Origin of the sequence: Bradyrhizobium sp. Ghvi (genome assembly GCF_900115265.1) — a bacterium.
Classification (GTDB): Bacteria; Pseudomonadota; Alphaproteobacteria; order Rhizobiales; family Xanthobacteraceae; genus Bradyrhizobium.
Window position 1 is genome coordinate 378,584 of sequence record NZ_FOVU01000003.1, and the last position, 13,562, is coordinate 392,145.

Here is a 13,562-nt window from a genome sequence, read left to right on the forward strand (position 1 = left end):
AAATGTAGCGCAAGGAAACCGCACAGCAGCATACAGGTGACGCCGAACACTCGGCCTTCCCTGCGCGATGGTTGGACGGCTTATGCCGTGCTCTCCCGGGAGCCGAATTCCTTCTGGCCTCCCTCACCTCACGGAATTCACCGGCACCGCGCCGGTTGACGCCAGTGCCGCCTCCGCAAAGGCTTGACCGTAGCGACGACGGCCAGGACCACACGGTTTTGCCGTACGCAGCCCGACTTCGCCCAAGAGGGCTTCGCCGGGTTCAGGCGCCGTTCGTACGACACGGCTTGTGCCGGGCTCACGGGGTTCGGCTCAATCCTCTGCCCGCCCTGCCCTCACATCCGCGCCGGCGCTGCCGCGTCCACCGCTTCCCCAGCCCACGTTCGTGACGACGTACGATCGCCCCTCTCCAACGGGCCGGGATGGCGAGAGAATGTCGCAAAACCGAATTTCGGTAAAGCGGAATATTTTTGCGAGAAGAGGTTGACGGGGTTTGGCGGGAGACGGGTGTTTTGCCCGACGGGTCGGACTCTCCTGCGACCGCACAAGTAAGGTTAATTCTTCGTTTCGATTGTCGGTAAAATTTTATCTATTATTTTCCTGGTCATTCAAGACGTACCAGGGGCTTTAATAGTGTTTGCGTTTTGCCTGATCGTGACTGGGACTGCGTTGCTTCTCTCCGGCCTGGTCGCCTTCGGCCTTCATCGAAATTCGCTGTACTCATTGGCGCTGCTGTAGCCGCATCGGCAACGAACTTTCGTAGCCCGGGTGGAGCGCAAGCGTAATCCGGGCACCAACTGCGGACACATGCCCCGGATTGCGCTTCGCTCCATCCGCGCTTCGAGCTCGAAGAGCGGCCTACGCCCTCACCGCGGGAGATGCCAGCAACGCCGGCAGGTCGCTCATGCGATGAAAGACGCCGTCACAGATCGCCGCCAACTCCTGCTCGGCCTCGGGATGACCTCCGGCAAAGCCGAGGACCTTCATTCCCGCGGCCTTGGCCCCGCGGGCTCCGGACATGGAGTCCTCGACGACGACGCAAGCCGGCGGCTGCGCGCCCATCGTTCGCGCGGCATGCAGGAACAGGCCGGGATCCGGCTTCCACGAACCGACCTCGTAGGCGCTGAAAATGCGGCCCTCGAAGTGGCCAAGCAGCTTCGTCAACCCCAGCGCTTGCGTGAGCTTCGACATCGGCCCGTTCGACGCCACGCAGACGGGAATATTGATTTCAGCCAGCGCGGCATGAATTCCATCGACAGGCCTCAGTTCGGCATCAAACGCCAGCGCGGTTGCCTGTCGCACGTCGGCGATGAAGCTTTCCCGGACGCCGCGCCCCAGCCGGCGCTCGATCTCGCGCACGCAATCGGCCATCTTGACCCCGCGGAAGCACCGCACGGCGTCCTCCACGCTGATCGCCACGCCTTCCTCGGCTGCGATGCGGGCAAAAACGGTCAGTGCGATGACCTCGCTATCGACCAGAACGCCGTCGGAATCGAAGATGATGAGTTCGGGAGTTACGCGCGCATTCATCTCGCAGAGATTTCCTCGTCGCCGGCCCGATGCCCCGCAACGCGCTCATCCGCCCGGCGCAGCCGCCGGCACAGCTCGCGGTTGATGTTCTGCAGCACGATCACATAGGCGTGGATGTCGGCCTTGTAGCAGGCGTAGAGCTTCTGGGCGGTCAGTTCGTACAGCACGGTCTCGCTTTCCGCGACCACCGTGGCGGAGCGGTTTTGCATTTCGATCAGCGTCATCTCGCCGAAGAAGTCGCCAGGCTCCAGTGCGGACAGCGGGATGACGCCGCCCGCATTCGCCTGCTTGCTTACTGCCAGGCGGCCGGACTTGACGATGAACATCGAGCGTCCCGGCTCGCCTTCGGCGACAATTGTCGCGCCGGCCTCGAAGTGGCGTTCGACCAGCATCGAGATCAGGAGGTCGAGACTTGCATCCGATAGACCGCCGAAGAACGGCGTCGCGAGCAGGAAGGCCTTCAGATCGGGGGAACTGGCGGTCATCGCGAGAGGATACGCTCCGCGACCATTTGCGACAAGCAGGACGCGGTATGGGCGAGCCTCGCGCGGGCTCTACCCATCCGACGCGCCAACCCTACATGTGATCTCTCAAGACGCGCAGCCCCTCACTGGTAACCCGCCCCATGATCCCCTTCTCCGTGCTCGACCTCGCGCCTATCCGGCAGGGCTCCGACGCCGCGCAGGCGTTTCGTAATTCGCTCGACCTCGCCCAGCATGCCGAAAGGTGGGGCTTCAAGCGGTTCTGGCTCGCCGAGCATCACAACATGACGGGCATCGCGAGCGCAGCGACCTCGGTGGTGATCGCCCATATCGCTGCGGGCACGAAGACGATCCGCGTCGGCTCGGGCGGCGTGATGCTCCCGAACCATTCGCCGCTGGTGATCGCCGAGCAGTTCGGCACGCTGGAATCGCTCTACCCGGGGCGGATCGATCTCGGGCTCGGCCGCGCGCCGGGCACCGATCAGCTCACCGCACAGGCGATGCGGCGCGACCTTGCGACCGCCGCCGAAAACTTTCCGCACGACGTGCTGGAGCTGCAGGCGTTGCTCGGCGATGTCGAACCGAACCAGACGATCCGCGCCGTGCCCGGCATGGGCACGAAGGTGCCGCTATGGATCCTCGGCTCCAGCATGTTCGGCGCGCAGCTTGCGGCCATGCTGGGGCTGCCGTTCGCCTTCGCCTCGCATTTCGCGCCGCAAATGCTGATGCCGGCGCTGCGCGAATATCGCGCACGGTTTGAGCCCTCGGCGCAGCTCGACAAGCCCTACGCGATCGTCGCCGTCAATGTGTTCGCCGCCGACAGCGATGCCGAGGCGCAGCGCCTGTTCACCTCGCTGCAGCAGCAGTTCATCAATTTGCGCCGCGGCACGCCCGGACCTTTGCCGCCGCCGATCGACGACATGGACGCGCTGTGGTCGCCGGCCGAGAAGGCGGGCATCGTCCAGTCGCTCGCCTGCTCCGCGGTCGGCTCGCCTGATGCGGTCGAAGCGAAACTGAAGGCGCTGATCGCCGACACCGCCGCGGACGAGCTGATGACCACGGCCCTGATCTACGACCACGCCGCGCGGCTGCGCTCGTTCGAGATCGCGGCGGAGGTAAGGGGCAGGCTGGCGAAACACCCGGTGGTGTGAGCGGGCACGATTGTTGCCGCGATGAAAGTACGCCCCCTCAGGGCTGAAGGGAGGGTGAACGAAGAACGTGGATGCCCGGGACAAGCCCGGGCATGACGATCTTTTGCTGGAATTCAATGGGCTGACGTGACGCGCGTTTTTGTGGCACAAGGTCCGCCATCGCCGACCGACCTTTGAGGCCACGCATGCCCGCGCCAAAACCGCCTGCCTTCGAAACCCTGAGCCTGCATGCGGGCCAGCATCCGGATCCCGCGACCGGTGCCCGCGCGGTGCCGATCTACCAGACCACGTCCTACGTGTTCCAGGATTCCGACCACGCCGCCGCGCTGTTCAACCTGGAGCGCGCCGGCCACATCTACACGCGGATTTCCAATCCGACCACCGGCGTGCTGGAGGAGCGGCTTGCGGCGCTCGAAGGCGGCGTCGGCGCGATCTGCACCGCGAGCGGAATGGCGGCGCTGCACCTCGCCATCGCGACGCTGCTCAACGCCGGCGACCACATCGTGGCGTCGAGCTCGCTCTATGGCGGCACCATCAATCTGCTCGCGCACACGCTGCCGCGCTTCGGCATCACCACGACGTTCGTGAAGCCGCGCGATCTCAATGCGTTCCGTACCGCGATCAAGCCCAACACGAAGCTCGTAATCGGCGAGACCATCGGCAATCCCGGACTGGAGGTGCTCGACATTCCAAAAGTTGCGGCGATCGCGCACGAGGCAAAGATTCCACTGCTGATCGACAACACTTTTGCGACGCCCTATCTCAGCCGGCCGATCGCGCTTGGCGCCGACATCGTGATGCATTCGGCCACCAAATGGATCGGCGGCCACGGCATCGCCATTGGCGGCGCCATCGTCGATGGCGGCCGCTTCGACTGGCGCGCATCGGACAAGTTCGGCGTGCTGACCGAGCCCTATGGCGGCTATCACGGCATCGTTTTCGACGAGCAGTTCGGCACGGCCGCCTTCATCATGCGCGCGCGCACCGAGGGGCTGCGCGATTTCGGCGCCTGCCTGTCGCCGACCAACGCGTTCCAGCTGTTGCAGGGCGTCGAGACGCTCGGGGTTCGCATGGACAGGCACATGCAGAACACGCATCTGGTGCTGGAAGCCCTGAAGTCCAACAAGGCTGTCGACTGGGTGCTGCATCCCTCCCTGGAGAACCATCCCGACTATCAGCTGGCCAAGACGCTGCTGCCGCGCGGCGCCGGCTCGATCGTCTCGTTCGGCATCAAGGGCGGCCGGCCCGCGGGTCGAAAGTTCATCGAGTCGCTTCGCATGATCAGCCATCTCGCCAATGTCGGCGACGCCAAGACATTGGTGATCCACCCGGCCTCCACCACGCATCAGCAGATGGATGCCGAGCAGCTCAAGGCCGCGGGCATCGGTGAGGAGCTGGTGCGGCTGTCGGTCGGCATCGAAACTGCTTCCGACATCATCGACGATCTCGCGCAGGCGCTGCGCATCTCGCAGAAGGTTTGACACGATGCAGCTCACCGTCAACGGCACTGAGGTGTTCGTCGCAACCGGCGGCCGCGAGTTCGACAAGTCCCTGCCCGCGGTCGTCTTCATCCACGGCGCGGGCTTTGACCATTCCACCTGGGCGCTGCATACGCGCTGGTTCGCCCATCACGGCTTTGGCGTACTGGCGCCCGACCTGCCCGGTCACGGCCGCTCGGCCGGGCCGTCACTGGGAAGCATCGCCGACATGGCAGACTGGACAGCGGCGCTGCTCGATGCGGCAGGAGCCACGAAGGCTCACCTGATCGGTCATTCCATGGGATCGCTGATCTCGCTGGAGACCGCTGCGCGGCACCCCGAGAAGGTTTCCGCGCTCAGCCTGATCGGCACGGCCGCGACCATGACGGTGGGCCCGGATTTGCTCAAAGCGGCAGAAGCCAACTCGCAGGATGCGAACGACATGGTCTCGATCTGGGGCCTCGGCTTCAGGGCCGAGCTCGGCGGCAGCCTCGCGCCGGGCCTGTGGATGCATGGCGGCGCGCAGGCGGTGTTGAAGCACTGCGAACCTGGCGTGCTGTTCCGGGATTTGTCGGCCTGCAATGCCTATGCGAACGCGCTCCAGGCAGCAGCGAGCGTGAAAGTGCCTGTTACCCTCATCCTCGGCGAGCGGGACATGATGACGCCGCCGAAGGCCGGCAAAGCGCTTGCGGCGGCGATCCCTCAAGCGAAGACGATCGTGGTGCCGGGCGCGGGCCACATGATCATGGCCGAGCGTCCGGATGAACTGCTGGCGGCCTTGAGGAACTGAGCGGATCAATCGTCCGCGTCATGCGTTGCGGTCAGACATCCCTGTGAACTCTCAGAGGGAACTCGACCCATGCCAAGACAAGAAGTCATTCGCAAAGCCAGGCAGGACAAGCGCGCCGGCAAATCGGCCAGCACGCAGGCCGGCGAATTCGTCAAGGACCAGATCGACAAGATCAGGAAAGGCAGGCACGGCGCGCGCTCGACCAAGCAGGCGATTGCCATCGGCCTTTCCGAGGCGCGCCGCGCCGGCGTCGATCTGCCGCCGCCGCGCAAAGGGCGCACCAAGAAATCGACGCGCCGCAGCGCCAAGTACGCCTATGAGGCCGGCCAGGGCAAACGCACGCCAAAGCGGCGGCCGAAGGTGTCACGCGCTGTCGAGAATGTCCTGAAGAAGGAGCCGCGCTCGACGGCATCGCGCAAGGCGCTGTCGAAGCAAGCCAAGAGCGCCGCAACCCGCCGCAGCGCAGCCTCCCGCTCGGCCGCCGCGCGGAAAGCGAGCCGCACCAAGGGCGCCAAGGCCCGCTCCGCCGCCGCGAAGAAGGCGGCACGCACCAGGGCGCGTCGGCGAAGTTGATGGCGTGTAGCGGCCTTGTGAATTGAACGCGAGCGGCCGCCGGCTGACGATCCGGTCTTGATTGGATCGATCGGAGCTTTCATGTCAGAGACTCTCAAGGGACGCGTCGCGCTCGTCACTGGCGGTTCGCGCGGGATAGGCGCGGCCGTCTGCCGTGCGCTGGCTGGGGCCGGCGTGGCCGTCGCGATCAACTGCCGCGAAAGAATCGACCAAGCCGAGAAGCTCGCGGGCGAGATCGGCCGGCAGGGCGGACGCGCCATCGTCGCCGCAGCCGACGTCTCTCAGCAGGGCGCCGTGACCGGCATGGTCGAGCGCGTCACAGCCGGGCTCGGCCCGATCGACATTCTCGTCAACAATGCCGGCATCGCCATCACCCGCGGCGTCGACGATCTCACCGATGAGGATTTCGATCGCACCATCCTGGTCAATCTGAAATCCGCCTTTCTGTGCACGCAGGCGGTGCTGCCGTCGATGCGCACGAAGAAGTGGGGCCGCATTGTCAACATCTCCTCGGGTGCTGCGCGCGGCGCCGGCTCGATCGGCCCGCACTACAATGCGTCCAAGGCCGGCATGGAAGGGCTCACCCGCGGCTATGCGGCACGCCTGGTGAAGGAAGGCATCACCGTCAACGCCGTGGCGCCGTCACTGATCGAGACCGACATGATGAGCAACCAGCCGCAACTCGTCAGCCGCATCCCGCTCGGCCGGTTCGGCACCGCGGACGAGGTGGCGAAAGCGGTGATGCTGCTGGTCGACAACGCCTATATGACGGGGCAGACGATCGCGTTGAGCGGCGGGATGGCGTTTAACTGAGGGGACGTAGTGCTCGCGGCACCCGCGATGTTCCTTCTCCCCTTGTGGGAGAAGGTGGCATAGGCGGCCTTCGGCCGCCGTTCTTAAGAACGTCGAAGCGAAGCTTCGGCTATGGCGCCGGATGAGGGGTATCTGTCCGTGAACTCGAAGTGTGCGTTTGCGGAGAGATACCCCTCACCCCTCTCGCCGCTGACGCGGCGAGCCACCCTCTTCCACAAGGGGAAAGGGTGAGAACGACTACCACATCGTCGCGGCCGCCCGCTCTGGCCAGTCGCGATCATACGTGGCGCCGCCGACCCTGTTCTCACTCATCTCGGCGAGGATCTGGCCTGGCGTCGGCAGCGCATTCGGGTCGACGCGCTTGTCGGGATTCCAGAGGTCGGCGCGGACGATGGCGCGGGCACATTGGAAGTAGATCTCGTCCACACTCATCACCATGACGCTGCGCGGCGCCTTGCCCTGGACCTCGAACGAGGCCAGCAGCTCGGGCTCGACCGAGAGATGCGCGCGGCCGTTGGCACGGACCGCATTGCCGGAGCCGGGAATCAGGAACATCAGCGACACCCTGGGATCACGCACGATATTGCGCAGTGAATCGATCCGGTTGTTGCCGCGGCGATCCGGCAGCATCAGCGTCTTGGGATCGTGGATGCGGACGAAGCCGGGGAGATCGCCGCGCGGCGAGCAGTCGACGCCCTCGGGGCCGATGGTGGCGAGGGCCGCGAACGGCGCCTTCTCGATGAAGATGCGGTAGAGCGGGGTGATATGGTCGGCGACTTTCACGGTCGAGGCGTCGTTTGTGGCGCCATAGATGGCTTCTAACTGTTCGACCGTTTCGATCACCGTCATTCCGCTCTCCTTCTTGTGCCGGCAACTAGTCTTGCCAGCCTTCATTCCTGATCACGCGCACGAGCTGGCGGCCATGATAGTCCGCGCTGCCGGCGTTGAGGATGGTGACATCGGCATTGGCCGACGAATCATCGACGCTGCGCGAGAGCCGTTCCGCAAGATCGCCGTCACTGTGCCGAGCTCGGGCAGCAAGACGCTGCGCCAGCACGTCCGGCGGCGCCGTGATCGCGACTACGACCACGTTGGCATAGGCCCGGCGCAGCGCGCCGATGACCGTGCGCGAGACGTTGACGACAACGGTGCGTCCCGCACGGATGTCGTCGTTGATCTCCACTGGCAGGGCATAGGAATGCCCATGCGCGTCCCAATGCACCGCGAAATCGCCATGCCCGCGCGCGCGGGCGAAATCGTCCGGGCTCACCGCAATATTGTCCTCGTCGGCCGAAGAGGCACGCGTCACGACGCGACGCGGGAAGACGACGTTCCGATCATCGGCGCAGGCCGCCTGCGCGAGCCGCAACAGCGTGTCCTTGCCAGCGCCGCTCGGACCGACCACGAGCACGAGCCGGCCGGGACCGATCGCGCCCGCCCTGTCCTGTGCCATGGTCTCCGTCTCGCTCATGCGACACGGCCGCCTTCGCGCCAGACGCTGCGGACCACGGGAACGCTGCCGGCAATGTGCACGCGGATCAGATCGGCCCGCTTGCCGATGGCGATCTCGCCGCGGTCGGTGAGGCCGACCGCATCGGCCGGCGCCTTGGTGACGGTGCGGACGGCAGCCGGCAGGCTGATCGAGGGCGCATGCTCGGGCAATTGCAGTGCGCCCATCAAGAGGCTGGACGGGATGTAGTCCGACGACAGGATATCGAGCAGGCCTTCGCGCGCGAGATCAACGGCAGCGATGTTGCCGGAATGCGAGCCTCCGCGCACGACGTTAGGCGCGCCCATCAGGATGTCGATACCCGCCTGGTGCAAGCCGCGCGCGGCCTCCAGGGTAGTCGGGAATTCCGCCACCGCGACGCCGTCACGCACGGCATCCGCGACGTTCTCCTCGGTGGTGTCGTCATGGCTCGCCAGCGGAATCCGGTATTCGTGCGCCAGGGCCACGATCTCGCGCATATTGGTCGCAGCATATTTCTTCTGGTACTCGAAGCGCTTTGCAAACAGCTCGTCGAGCTCGGCGTCGGTCTTGCCGCCGCCCTTGCCGCGGTAGTAGTCGCGCAGTTTGACCTCGTCGCGGAACTGACGTTGGCCGGGCGTGTGATCCATCAATGACATCAGCTTGACGTCGGGCCGGTCGATCAGCTCCTTGGCCTCCTCGACCACGCTCGGCATCGGGATTTCGCAGCGCAGATGCAGGAAGTGGTCGGCGCGCAGCAGATTCGAGTCGCGCGCGGTCGTGATCGCGGCGGCGAGCACGCCGGCGCGGCCGTCGACCTCCTCGGCGCCGTCCTCGCGCCAGACCCGGAGCGAATCGAACACGGTGGTGATGCCTGAAGTCGCGAGCTGGCCATCATAGGAAACGACGGCGGCGACGGGATTCCAGAACACTTTTGGGCGCGGCACGTAGTGCGCTTCGAGATGATCAGTGTGGAGCTCGATCAGGCCGGGCATGATGAGATCGCCGCCGGCCTCCTCCGCCCCACCGGGTGCCCTGCCCTCGCCGATCTCGGCGATGCGTCCAGCGGCAAGAGCAAGCCAGCCCTGCTCGATCACCCGGTCAGCCAGCACGATCCTGGCGTTGGCGATCACTGTGTCTTTCGGCTTCATGTCCCCAGTTCCTTCAGGCCGCGGCGGCAAAGCCGGTGACATCGACGATGCGGTCGGCAATCAAATGACGGATTTCGTCGTCATGGACAATGGCGACCATGGCAACGCCCTGCCGCTTCTTCTCGGCAACCAGTTCGACCACGATGGCGCGGTTGGCGGCATCGAGCGAGGCGGTCGGCTCGTCCAGCAACAGGATCGGCAGCTCCGAGATGAAGCCGCGCGCAATGTTGACGCGCTGCTGCTCACCACCGGAGAAGGTCGCGGGCGGAAGCCGCCAGAGCCGCTCCGGAATATTGAGGCGATGCAAGAGCTCGCCGGCACGGGCCTGCGCGTCGGCGCGAGCCGTGCCGCCGGCGATCAGCGGCTCGGCGACGACGTCGATGGTCGCAACCCGCGGCACGGCGCGCAGGAACTGGCTGACATAGCCGATGGTGGAGCGGCGGATGTTGAGCACCTGCCGTGGCTCGGCGGTGGCGAGATCGATCAGCGTGCCGCGATGCCGGATGCCAATGCGACCGGAGTCGCAGCGGTAGTTGCCAAAAATCATCTTCAGGATCGACGATTTGCCGGCGCCTGACGGCCCTGACAGCACGACGCATTCGCCCGGCTGGACCTGGAAGGTCACGCCGCGCACGACAGGCAGTTCGATGCCACCCTGCAGGTGCATCGTAAAAGTCTTGTTGGCGTCGGCGATGTCGATCATGGCGGTCATAGGAAGGCTCATGGCGGCAGAATCGAGGAGACGAGAAGCTGGGTGTAGGGCTCGCGCGGATCGTCCAGCACCTGGTCGGTGAGACCTGTTTCGATGACCCGGCCGCCCTTCATCACCATCACGCGATGGGACAACAGGCGCGCGACCGCGAGATCGTGGGTGACGATGACGACGGCGAGGTGCAGTTCGGCGACGAGATTGCGCAAGAGATCGAGCAGGCGAGCCTGCACCGAAACGTCGAGGCCGCCGGTCGGCTCGTCCATGAACACCAGCCGCGGCCCGGTGACGAGGTTGCGCGCGATCTGGAGGCGCTGGCGCATGCCGCCCGAATAGGTGCGCGGCGCATCGTCGATGCGCGCAACGTCGATCTCGACCCGCGTGAGCCAGTCGGAGGCGGATTCGCGGATACGGCCATAATGATTCCAGCCGACCGCCATCAGCCGCTCGCCGACATTGGCGCCGGCGGAGACGGCCATGCGCAGGCCCTGCGCCGGATCCTGGTGCACGAAACCCCAATCGGTGCGGAACAGCAGGCGCCGCTCGGCCTCGCCGAGCGAGGCGAGATCGCGGGTGACTCCGTCGCGCATGCGATAAGACACGTGTCCGCCGCTGGCCGCGAGCTGGCCCGACAGCAGCTGCAGCAGCGTCGACTTGCCGGAGCCGGATTCACCGACGATCGCCAGCACCTCGCCGGGATAGAGCGAGAACGACACATCTCGGCAGGCGGCGATGCGTCCATAGGACTTGCTCAGGCTGTCAGCGATCAGCAGCGGCTGATCGGTTTCCAGAAGATCAGCCATTTGCTTCTCCCTGCGCCTTGTCCTTGTACGGCGCAGCACTCAAGGCGCCACGATGGCCGGCGGCCTGGCGGCCCTCGCAATGATCGGTGTCCGAGCAGACGAACATGCGGCTGCCCTTGTCGTCGGTGACGATCTCGTCGAGATAGGAGTCTTCGGCCCCGCACAGCGCGCAGGGCGCGTTGAAGCGGTAGGGCTCGAACGGATGATCTTCGAAATCGAGCGACACCACCTGCGTGTAGGGCGGGATCGCGTAGATGCGCTTCTCGCGGCCGGCGCCGAACAATTGCAAGGCCGGGCAATTGTCCATCTTGGGATTGTCGAATTTCGGCGTCGGGGACGGATCCATCACATAGCGCGCGTTGACCTTCACGGGATAAGCGTATGCGGTCGCGATGTGGCCGAAGCGGGCGATGTCCTCGTAAAGCTTTACATGCATCAGGCCGTATTCAGCGAGCGCATGCATGCGCCGCGTCTCGGTCTCGCGCGGCTCGAGGAAGCGCAGCGGCTCCGGGATCGGCACCTGATAAACCAGCACCTGGCTTTCGTGCAGCGACGCCTCGGGAATACGATGCCGGGTCTGGATCACGGTCGCATGGTCAGTCGATGTCGTGGTCGCGACGCCCGCGGTCTTGGCGAAGAACTTTCGAATCGAGATCGCATTGGTGGTGTCGTCAGAGCCCTGGTCGATCACCTTCAGCACGTCCTGCGGCCCGAGGATCGCGGCAGTCACCTGCACGCCGCCGGTGCCCCAGCCATACGGCATGGGCATTTCGCGGCTGGCGAACGGCACCTGATAGCCGGGGATCGCGATCGCCTTCAGGATCGCACGGCGGATCATCCGCTTGGTCTGCTCGTCGAGATAGGCGAAATTGTAGGCCGGCGCGTTCATTCCGCGGCCTCCTTCATGGCATTGGACGCATTCGCCACCGCAGTGGATTCGGCAAACTCCCTGCGCAGCTTGCGCAAGAGGCCAAGCTCGGATTGGAAGTCGACGTAGTGCGGCAGCTTGAGGTGCTCGACGAAGCCGGTCGCCTGGACGTTATCCGAATGCGACAACACGAATTCTTCATCTTGCGCCGGAGCGAGGGCCTCTTCACCGAGCTCGCGCGCACGCAGCGCACGGTCGACGAGCGCCATCGACATGGTCTTGCGCTCGCTCTGTCCGAAAGCGAGGCCATAGCCACGGGTGAAGCACGGCGCTTCCGTTGCCGACCCCTTGAACTGGTTGACCATCTGGCACTCCGTCAGCTCGATCGCGCCGAGCGGCACGGCGAAGCCGACGTCTTCGGCGATAAGTTCGACCTCGACCTCGCCGAAGCGGATCTCGCCGGCGAAGGGATGGTTGCGACCGTAACCGCGCTGGGTGGAGTAACCCATCGCCAGCAGGAATCCTTCGTCGCCGCGCGCCAGATTCTGCAGACGGAGGTCGCGGTCCGCCGGAAAATTCAGCGGCTCGCGGGTGAGGTCGCCGACACTGGCGCCGTCCCCGGCTTGCGGCGACGTCTCGATCAATCCATCGCGACCCAGAATATCGGTCACGCGCGGTGTCGGCGCCGTCGAAGCTTCGGCCACGGCCGGCGCCTCAGGCACGAACCCTTCCGCGAGCGAGGGATCGAGCAGACGGTGCGTATAATCGAAGGTCGGCCCGAGGATCTGGCCCCCGGGAATGTCCTTGAAGGTCGAGGACACCCGACGCTGCACCCGCATCGCGCCGGTGTTAACAGGCTCGCTGGCGCCGAAGCGCGGCAGGGTGGCGCGGAAGGCGCGAACCAGGAAGATCGCCTCGATCAGATCGCCGCGCGCCTGCTTGATTGCGAGCGCCGCGAGCTCGCGGTCATAGAGCGAGCCCTCGCTCATGACGCGGTCGACCGCCAGCCCAAGCTGCTCCGAGATTTGGTCGAGCGAGAGCTCAGGCACGCTTTGGTCGCCGCGCCTGACATTGGCGAGCAGGCGATGGGCGTTCTCGATGGCGCGTTCGCCGCCTTTGACTGCGACATACATGCGTCAGGCTCCTTTGCTCACGATGCGCGTCGTGCGCGGGATCGCAACCACGGCCTCATCGGCAACCAGGACCACGTCGATGCCGCGCGGAAACAGCGCCTCGTTGATGCGTAGACGCTCGAACAGATCGAAGGGCTTGATCGAGGCCCGCAGCGTCGCGACGCCGTCGATGCCGGGACCGCGCAACTCGAAGCTGGGCCCCGCGTCCAGGGCGTCGACCTGAATGATGACCGTGGTCGAACGGTCAGGGTATTCATTGGTGCCGAGCGCGAAGCGTTCGAGCGAAGGCAGCGCGCCACCGTCGCTGATCAGCGCGAACGAGGCAATCGAGGTGTCCTGCACCACGGGCGCACCGGTGTGGAATTTGAGCCACTTCAGGACGTCGGAGCTGTCCGACATCCGTGCATCGAGCCAGAGAGGCGTGTCGTGGTCGAACAGCGTCAGCGCGATCGCGGCGGTGCCGCGCATCATTGGACCAGCCGTTCCCGCCATCGGCACGATACGCTGGACCGAGCCCGGCCGGGCCATTGCATCCATCACCGAGCGAAAGGTCGATTGCGCCGACAACACCTTGTCGGCGAAGCCCGGCGGCAGTTCCGCAATCGTGGTCATG

At 65.4% G+C, this 13,562-nt stretch carries 15 protein-coding genes; 5 read left to right on the top strand and 10 right to left on the bottom strand.

Annotation, left to right across the window (positions count from 1 at the left end; all coding sequences use genetic code 11):
- Positions 1 to 858: 858 nt before the first annotated feature.
- Positions 859 to 1,530, bottom strand: a complete 672-nt coding sequence (locus BM374_RS13005; protein WP_092292603.1) for an HAD family hydrolase — start codon at positions 1,528 to 1,530, stop codon at positions 859 to 861.
- Entirely contained in the window at positions 1,527 to 2,015 is a 489-nt protein-coding gene (locus BM374_RS13010) for a Crp/Fnr family transcriptional regulator (protein WP_092292605.1), read from the bottom strand. The genes BM374_RS13005 and BM374_RS13010 overlap by 4 nt, the downstream gene beginning before the upstream one ends.
- A 140-nt stretch (positions 2,016 to 2,155) precedes the next feature.
- Here BM374_RS13010 and BM374_RS13015 point away from each other — a divergent pair, with 140 nt between their 5' ends.
- The 5 genes from BM374_RS13015 to BM374_RS13035 all read left to right on the top strand — a co-directional run bounded on the left by BM374_RS13015 (position 2,156) and on the right by BM374_RS13035 (position 6,817).
- Positions 2,156 to 3,163, top strand: coding sequence for an LLM class flavin-dependent oxidoreductase (locus BM374_RS13015; RefSeq protein WP_092292607.1), 1,008 nt, complete (start codon positions 2,156 to 2,158; stop codon positions 3,161 to 3,163).
- Between the two features lie 185 nt (positions 3,164 to 3,348).
- Complete coding sequence (locus BM374_RS13020; protein ID WP_092292609.1) at positions 3,349 to 4,644, top strand: O-acetylhomoserine aminocarboxypropyltransferase; 1,296 nt, start codon at positions 3,349 to 3,351, stop codon at positions 4,642 to 4,644.
- Positions 4,645 to 4,648: 4 nt separating this feature from the next.
- Positions 4,649 to 5,431, top strand: a complete 783-nt coding sequence (locus BM374_RS13025) for an alpha/beta fold hydrolase (protein ID WP_092292611.1) — start codon at positions 4,649 to 4,651, stop codon at positions 5,429 to 5,431.
- Positions 5,432 to 5,500: 69 nt separating this feature from the next.
- A complete protein-coding gene (locus BM374_RS13030; RefSeq protein ID WP_092292613.1) occupies positions 5,501 to 6,004 on the top strand; it encodes a DUF6496 domain-containing protein in 504 nt (167 codons plus the stop codon).
- An 81-nt stretch (positions 6,005 to 6,085) separates the two neighbouring features.
- Complete coding sequence (locus BM374_RS13035; RefSeq protein WP_092292615.1) at positions 6,086 to 6,817, top strand: SDR family NAD(P)-dependent oxidoreductase; 732 nt, start codon at positions 6,086 to 6,088, stop codon at positions 6,815 to 6,817.
- Between the two features lie 237 nt (positions 6,818 to 7,054).
- Here BM374_RS13035 and BM374_RS13040 read toward each other — a convergent pair whose 3' ends face one another.
- The 8 genes from BM374_RS13040 to phnH are packed head-to-tail and all read right to left on the bottom strand — an operon-like array spanning position 7,055 to position 13,561.
- The gene (locus BM374_RS13040) at positions 7,055 to 7,666 is read right to left on the bottom strand and encodes a pyridoxamine 5'-phosphate oxidase family protein (RefSeq protein ID WP_092292616.1); all 612 of its coding nucleotides are present in this window, start codon (positions 7,664 to 7,666) and stop codon (positions 7,055 to 7,057) included.
- A 25-nt stretch (positions 7,667 to 7,691) separates the two neighbouring features.
- The gene (gene phnN / locus BM374_RS13045; RefSeq protein WP_092292618.1) at positions 7,692 to 8,288 is read right to left on the bottom strand and encodes a phosphonate metabolism protein/1,5-bisphosphokinase (PRPP-forming) PhnN; all 597 of its coding nucleotides are present in this window, start codon (positions 8,286 to 8,288) and stop codon (positions 7,692 to 7,694) included.
- Positions 8,285 to 9,436, bottom strand: a complete 1,152-nt coding sequence (locus tag BM374_RS13050; RefSeq protein ID WP_092292620.1) for an alpha-D-ribose 1-methylphosphonate 5-triphosphate diphosphatase — start codon at positions 9,434 to 9,436, stop codon at positions 8,285 to 8,287. The genes phnN and BM374_RS13050 overlap by 4 nt, the downstream gene beginning before the upstream one ends.
- 13 nt (positions 9,437 to 9,449) lie before the next feature.
- Complete coding sequence (gene phnL / locus BM374_RS13055; protein WP_177248262.1) at positions 9,450 to 10,148, bottom strand: phosphonate C-P lyase system protein PhnL; 699 nt, start codon at positions 10,146 to 10,148, stop codon at positions 9,450 to 9,452.
- An 8-nt stretch (positions 10,149 to 10,156) separates the two neighbouring features.
- A complete protein-coding gene (gene phnK / locus BM374_RS13060) occupies positions 10,157 to 10,948 on the bottom strand; it encodes a phosphonate C-P lyase system protein PhnK (protein WP_092292624.1) in 792 nt (263 codons plus the stop codon).
- On the bottom strand, positions 10,941 to 11,837 hold the full coding sequence (locus tag BM374_RS13065) for an alpha-D-ribose 1-methylphosphonate 5-phosphate C-P-lyase PhnJ (protein WP_092292626.1): 897 nt from the start codon (positions 11,835 to 11,837) through the stop codon (positions 10,941 to 10,943). The genes phnK and BM374_RS13065 overlap by 8 nt, the downstream gene beginning before the upstream one ends.
- On the bottom strand, positions 11,834 to 12,949 hold the full coding sequence (locus tag BM374_RS13070; RefSeq protein WP_092292628.1) for a carbon-phosphorus lyase complex subunit: 1,116 nt from the start codon (positions 12,947 to 12,949) through the stop codon (positions 11,834 to 11,836). The genes BM374_RS13065 and BM374_RS13070 overlap by 4 nt, the downstream gene beginning before the upstream one ends.
- 3 nt (positions 12,950 to 12,952) lie before the next feature.
- The gene (gene phnH / locus BM374_RS13075; RefSeq protein WP_177248263.1) at positions 12,953 to 13,561 is read right to left on the bottom strand and encodes a phosphonate C-P lyase system protein PhnH; all 609 of its coding nucleotides are present in this window, start codon (positions 13,559 to 13,561) and stop codon (positions 12,953 to 12,955) included.
- Between the last annotated feature and the right edge of the window lies 1 nt (position 13,562).

Excerpts from the sequence above, each read along its gene's own strand:
- BM374_RS13035 (WP_092292615.1), top strand. The coding sequence starts at position 6,086 with ATGTCAGAGACTCTCAAGGGACGCGTCGCGCTCGTCACTGGCGGTTCG.
- BM374_RS13040 (WP_092292616.1), bottom strand. The coding sequence starts at position 7,666 with ATGACGGTGATCGAAACGGTCGAACAGTTAGAAGCCATCTATGGCGCC.
- phnH (WP_177248263.1), bottom strand. The coding sequence starts at position 13,561 with ATGACCACGATTGCGGAACTGCCGCCGGGCTTCGCCGACAAGGTGTTG.
- BM374_RS13015 (WP_092292607.1), top strand. The coding sequence starts at position 2,156 with ATGATCCCCTTCTCCGTGCTCGACCTCGCGCCTATCCGGCAGGGCTCC.
- BM374_RS13030 (WP_092292613.1), top strand. The coding sequence starts at position 5,501 with ATGCCAAGACAAGAAGTCATTCGCAAAGCCAGGCAGGACAAGCGCGCC.
- phnL (WP_177248262.1), bottom strand. The coding sequence starts at position 10,148 with ATGACCGCCATGATCGACATCGCCGACGCCAACAAGACTTTTACGATG.
- BM374_RS13050 (WP_092292620.1), bottom strand. The coding sequence starts at position 9,436 with ATGAAGCCGAAAGACACAGTGATCGCCAACGCCAGGATCGTGCTGGCT.
- BM374_RS13010 (WP_092292605.1), bottom strand. The coding sequence starts at position 2,015 with ATGACCGCCAGTTCCCCCGATCTGAAGGCCTTCCTGCTCGCGACGCCG.
- phnK (WP_092292624.1), bottom strand. The coding sequence starts at position 10,948 with ATGGCTGATCTTCTGGAAACCGATCAGCCGCTGCTGATCGCTGACAGC.
- BM374_RS13065 (WP_092292626.1), bottom strand. The coding sequence starts at position 11,837 with ATGAACGCGCCGGCCTACAATTTCGCCTATCTCGACGAGCAGACCAAG.
- phnN (WP_092292618.1), bottom strand. The coding sequence starts at position 8,288 with ATGAGCGAGACGGAGACCATGGCACAGGACAGGGCGGGCGCGATCGGT.
- BM374_RS13025 (WP_092292611.1), top strand. The coding sequence starts at position 4,649 with ATGCAGCTCACCGTCAACGGCACTGAGGTGTTCGTCGCAACCGGCGGC.
- BM374_RS13005 (WP_092292603.1), bottom strand. The coding sequence starts at position 1,530 with ATGAATGCGCGCGTAACTCCCGAACTCATCATCTTCGATTCCGACGGC.
- BM374_RS13020 (WP_092292609.1), top strand. The coding sequence starts at position 3,349 with ATGCCCGCGCCAAAACCGCCTGCCTTCGAAACCCTGAGCCTGCATGCG.
- BM374_RS13070 (WP_092292628.1), bottom strand. The coding sequence starts at position 12,949 with ATGTATGTCGCAGTCAAAGGCGGCGAACGCGCCATCGAGAACGCCCAT.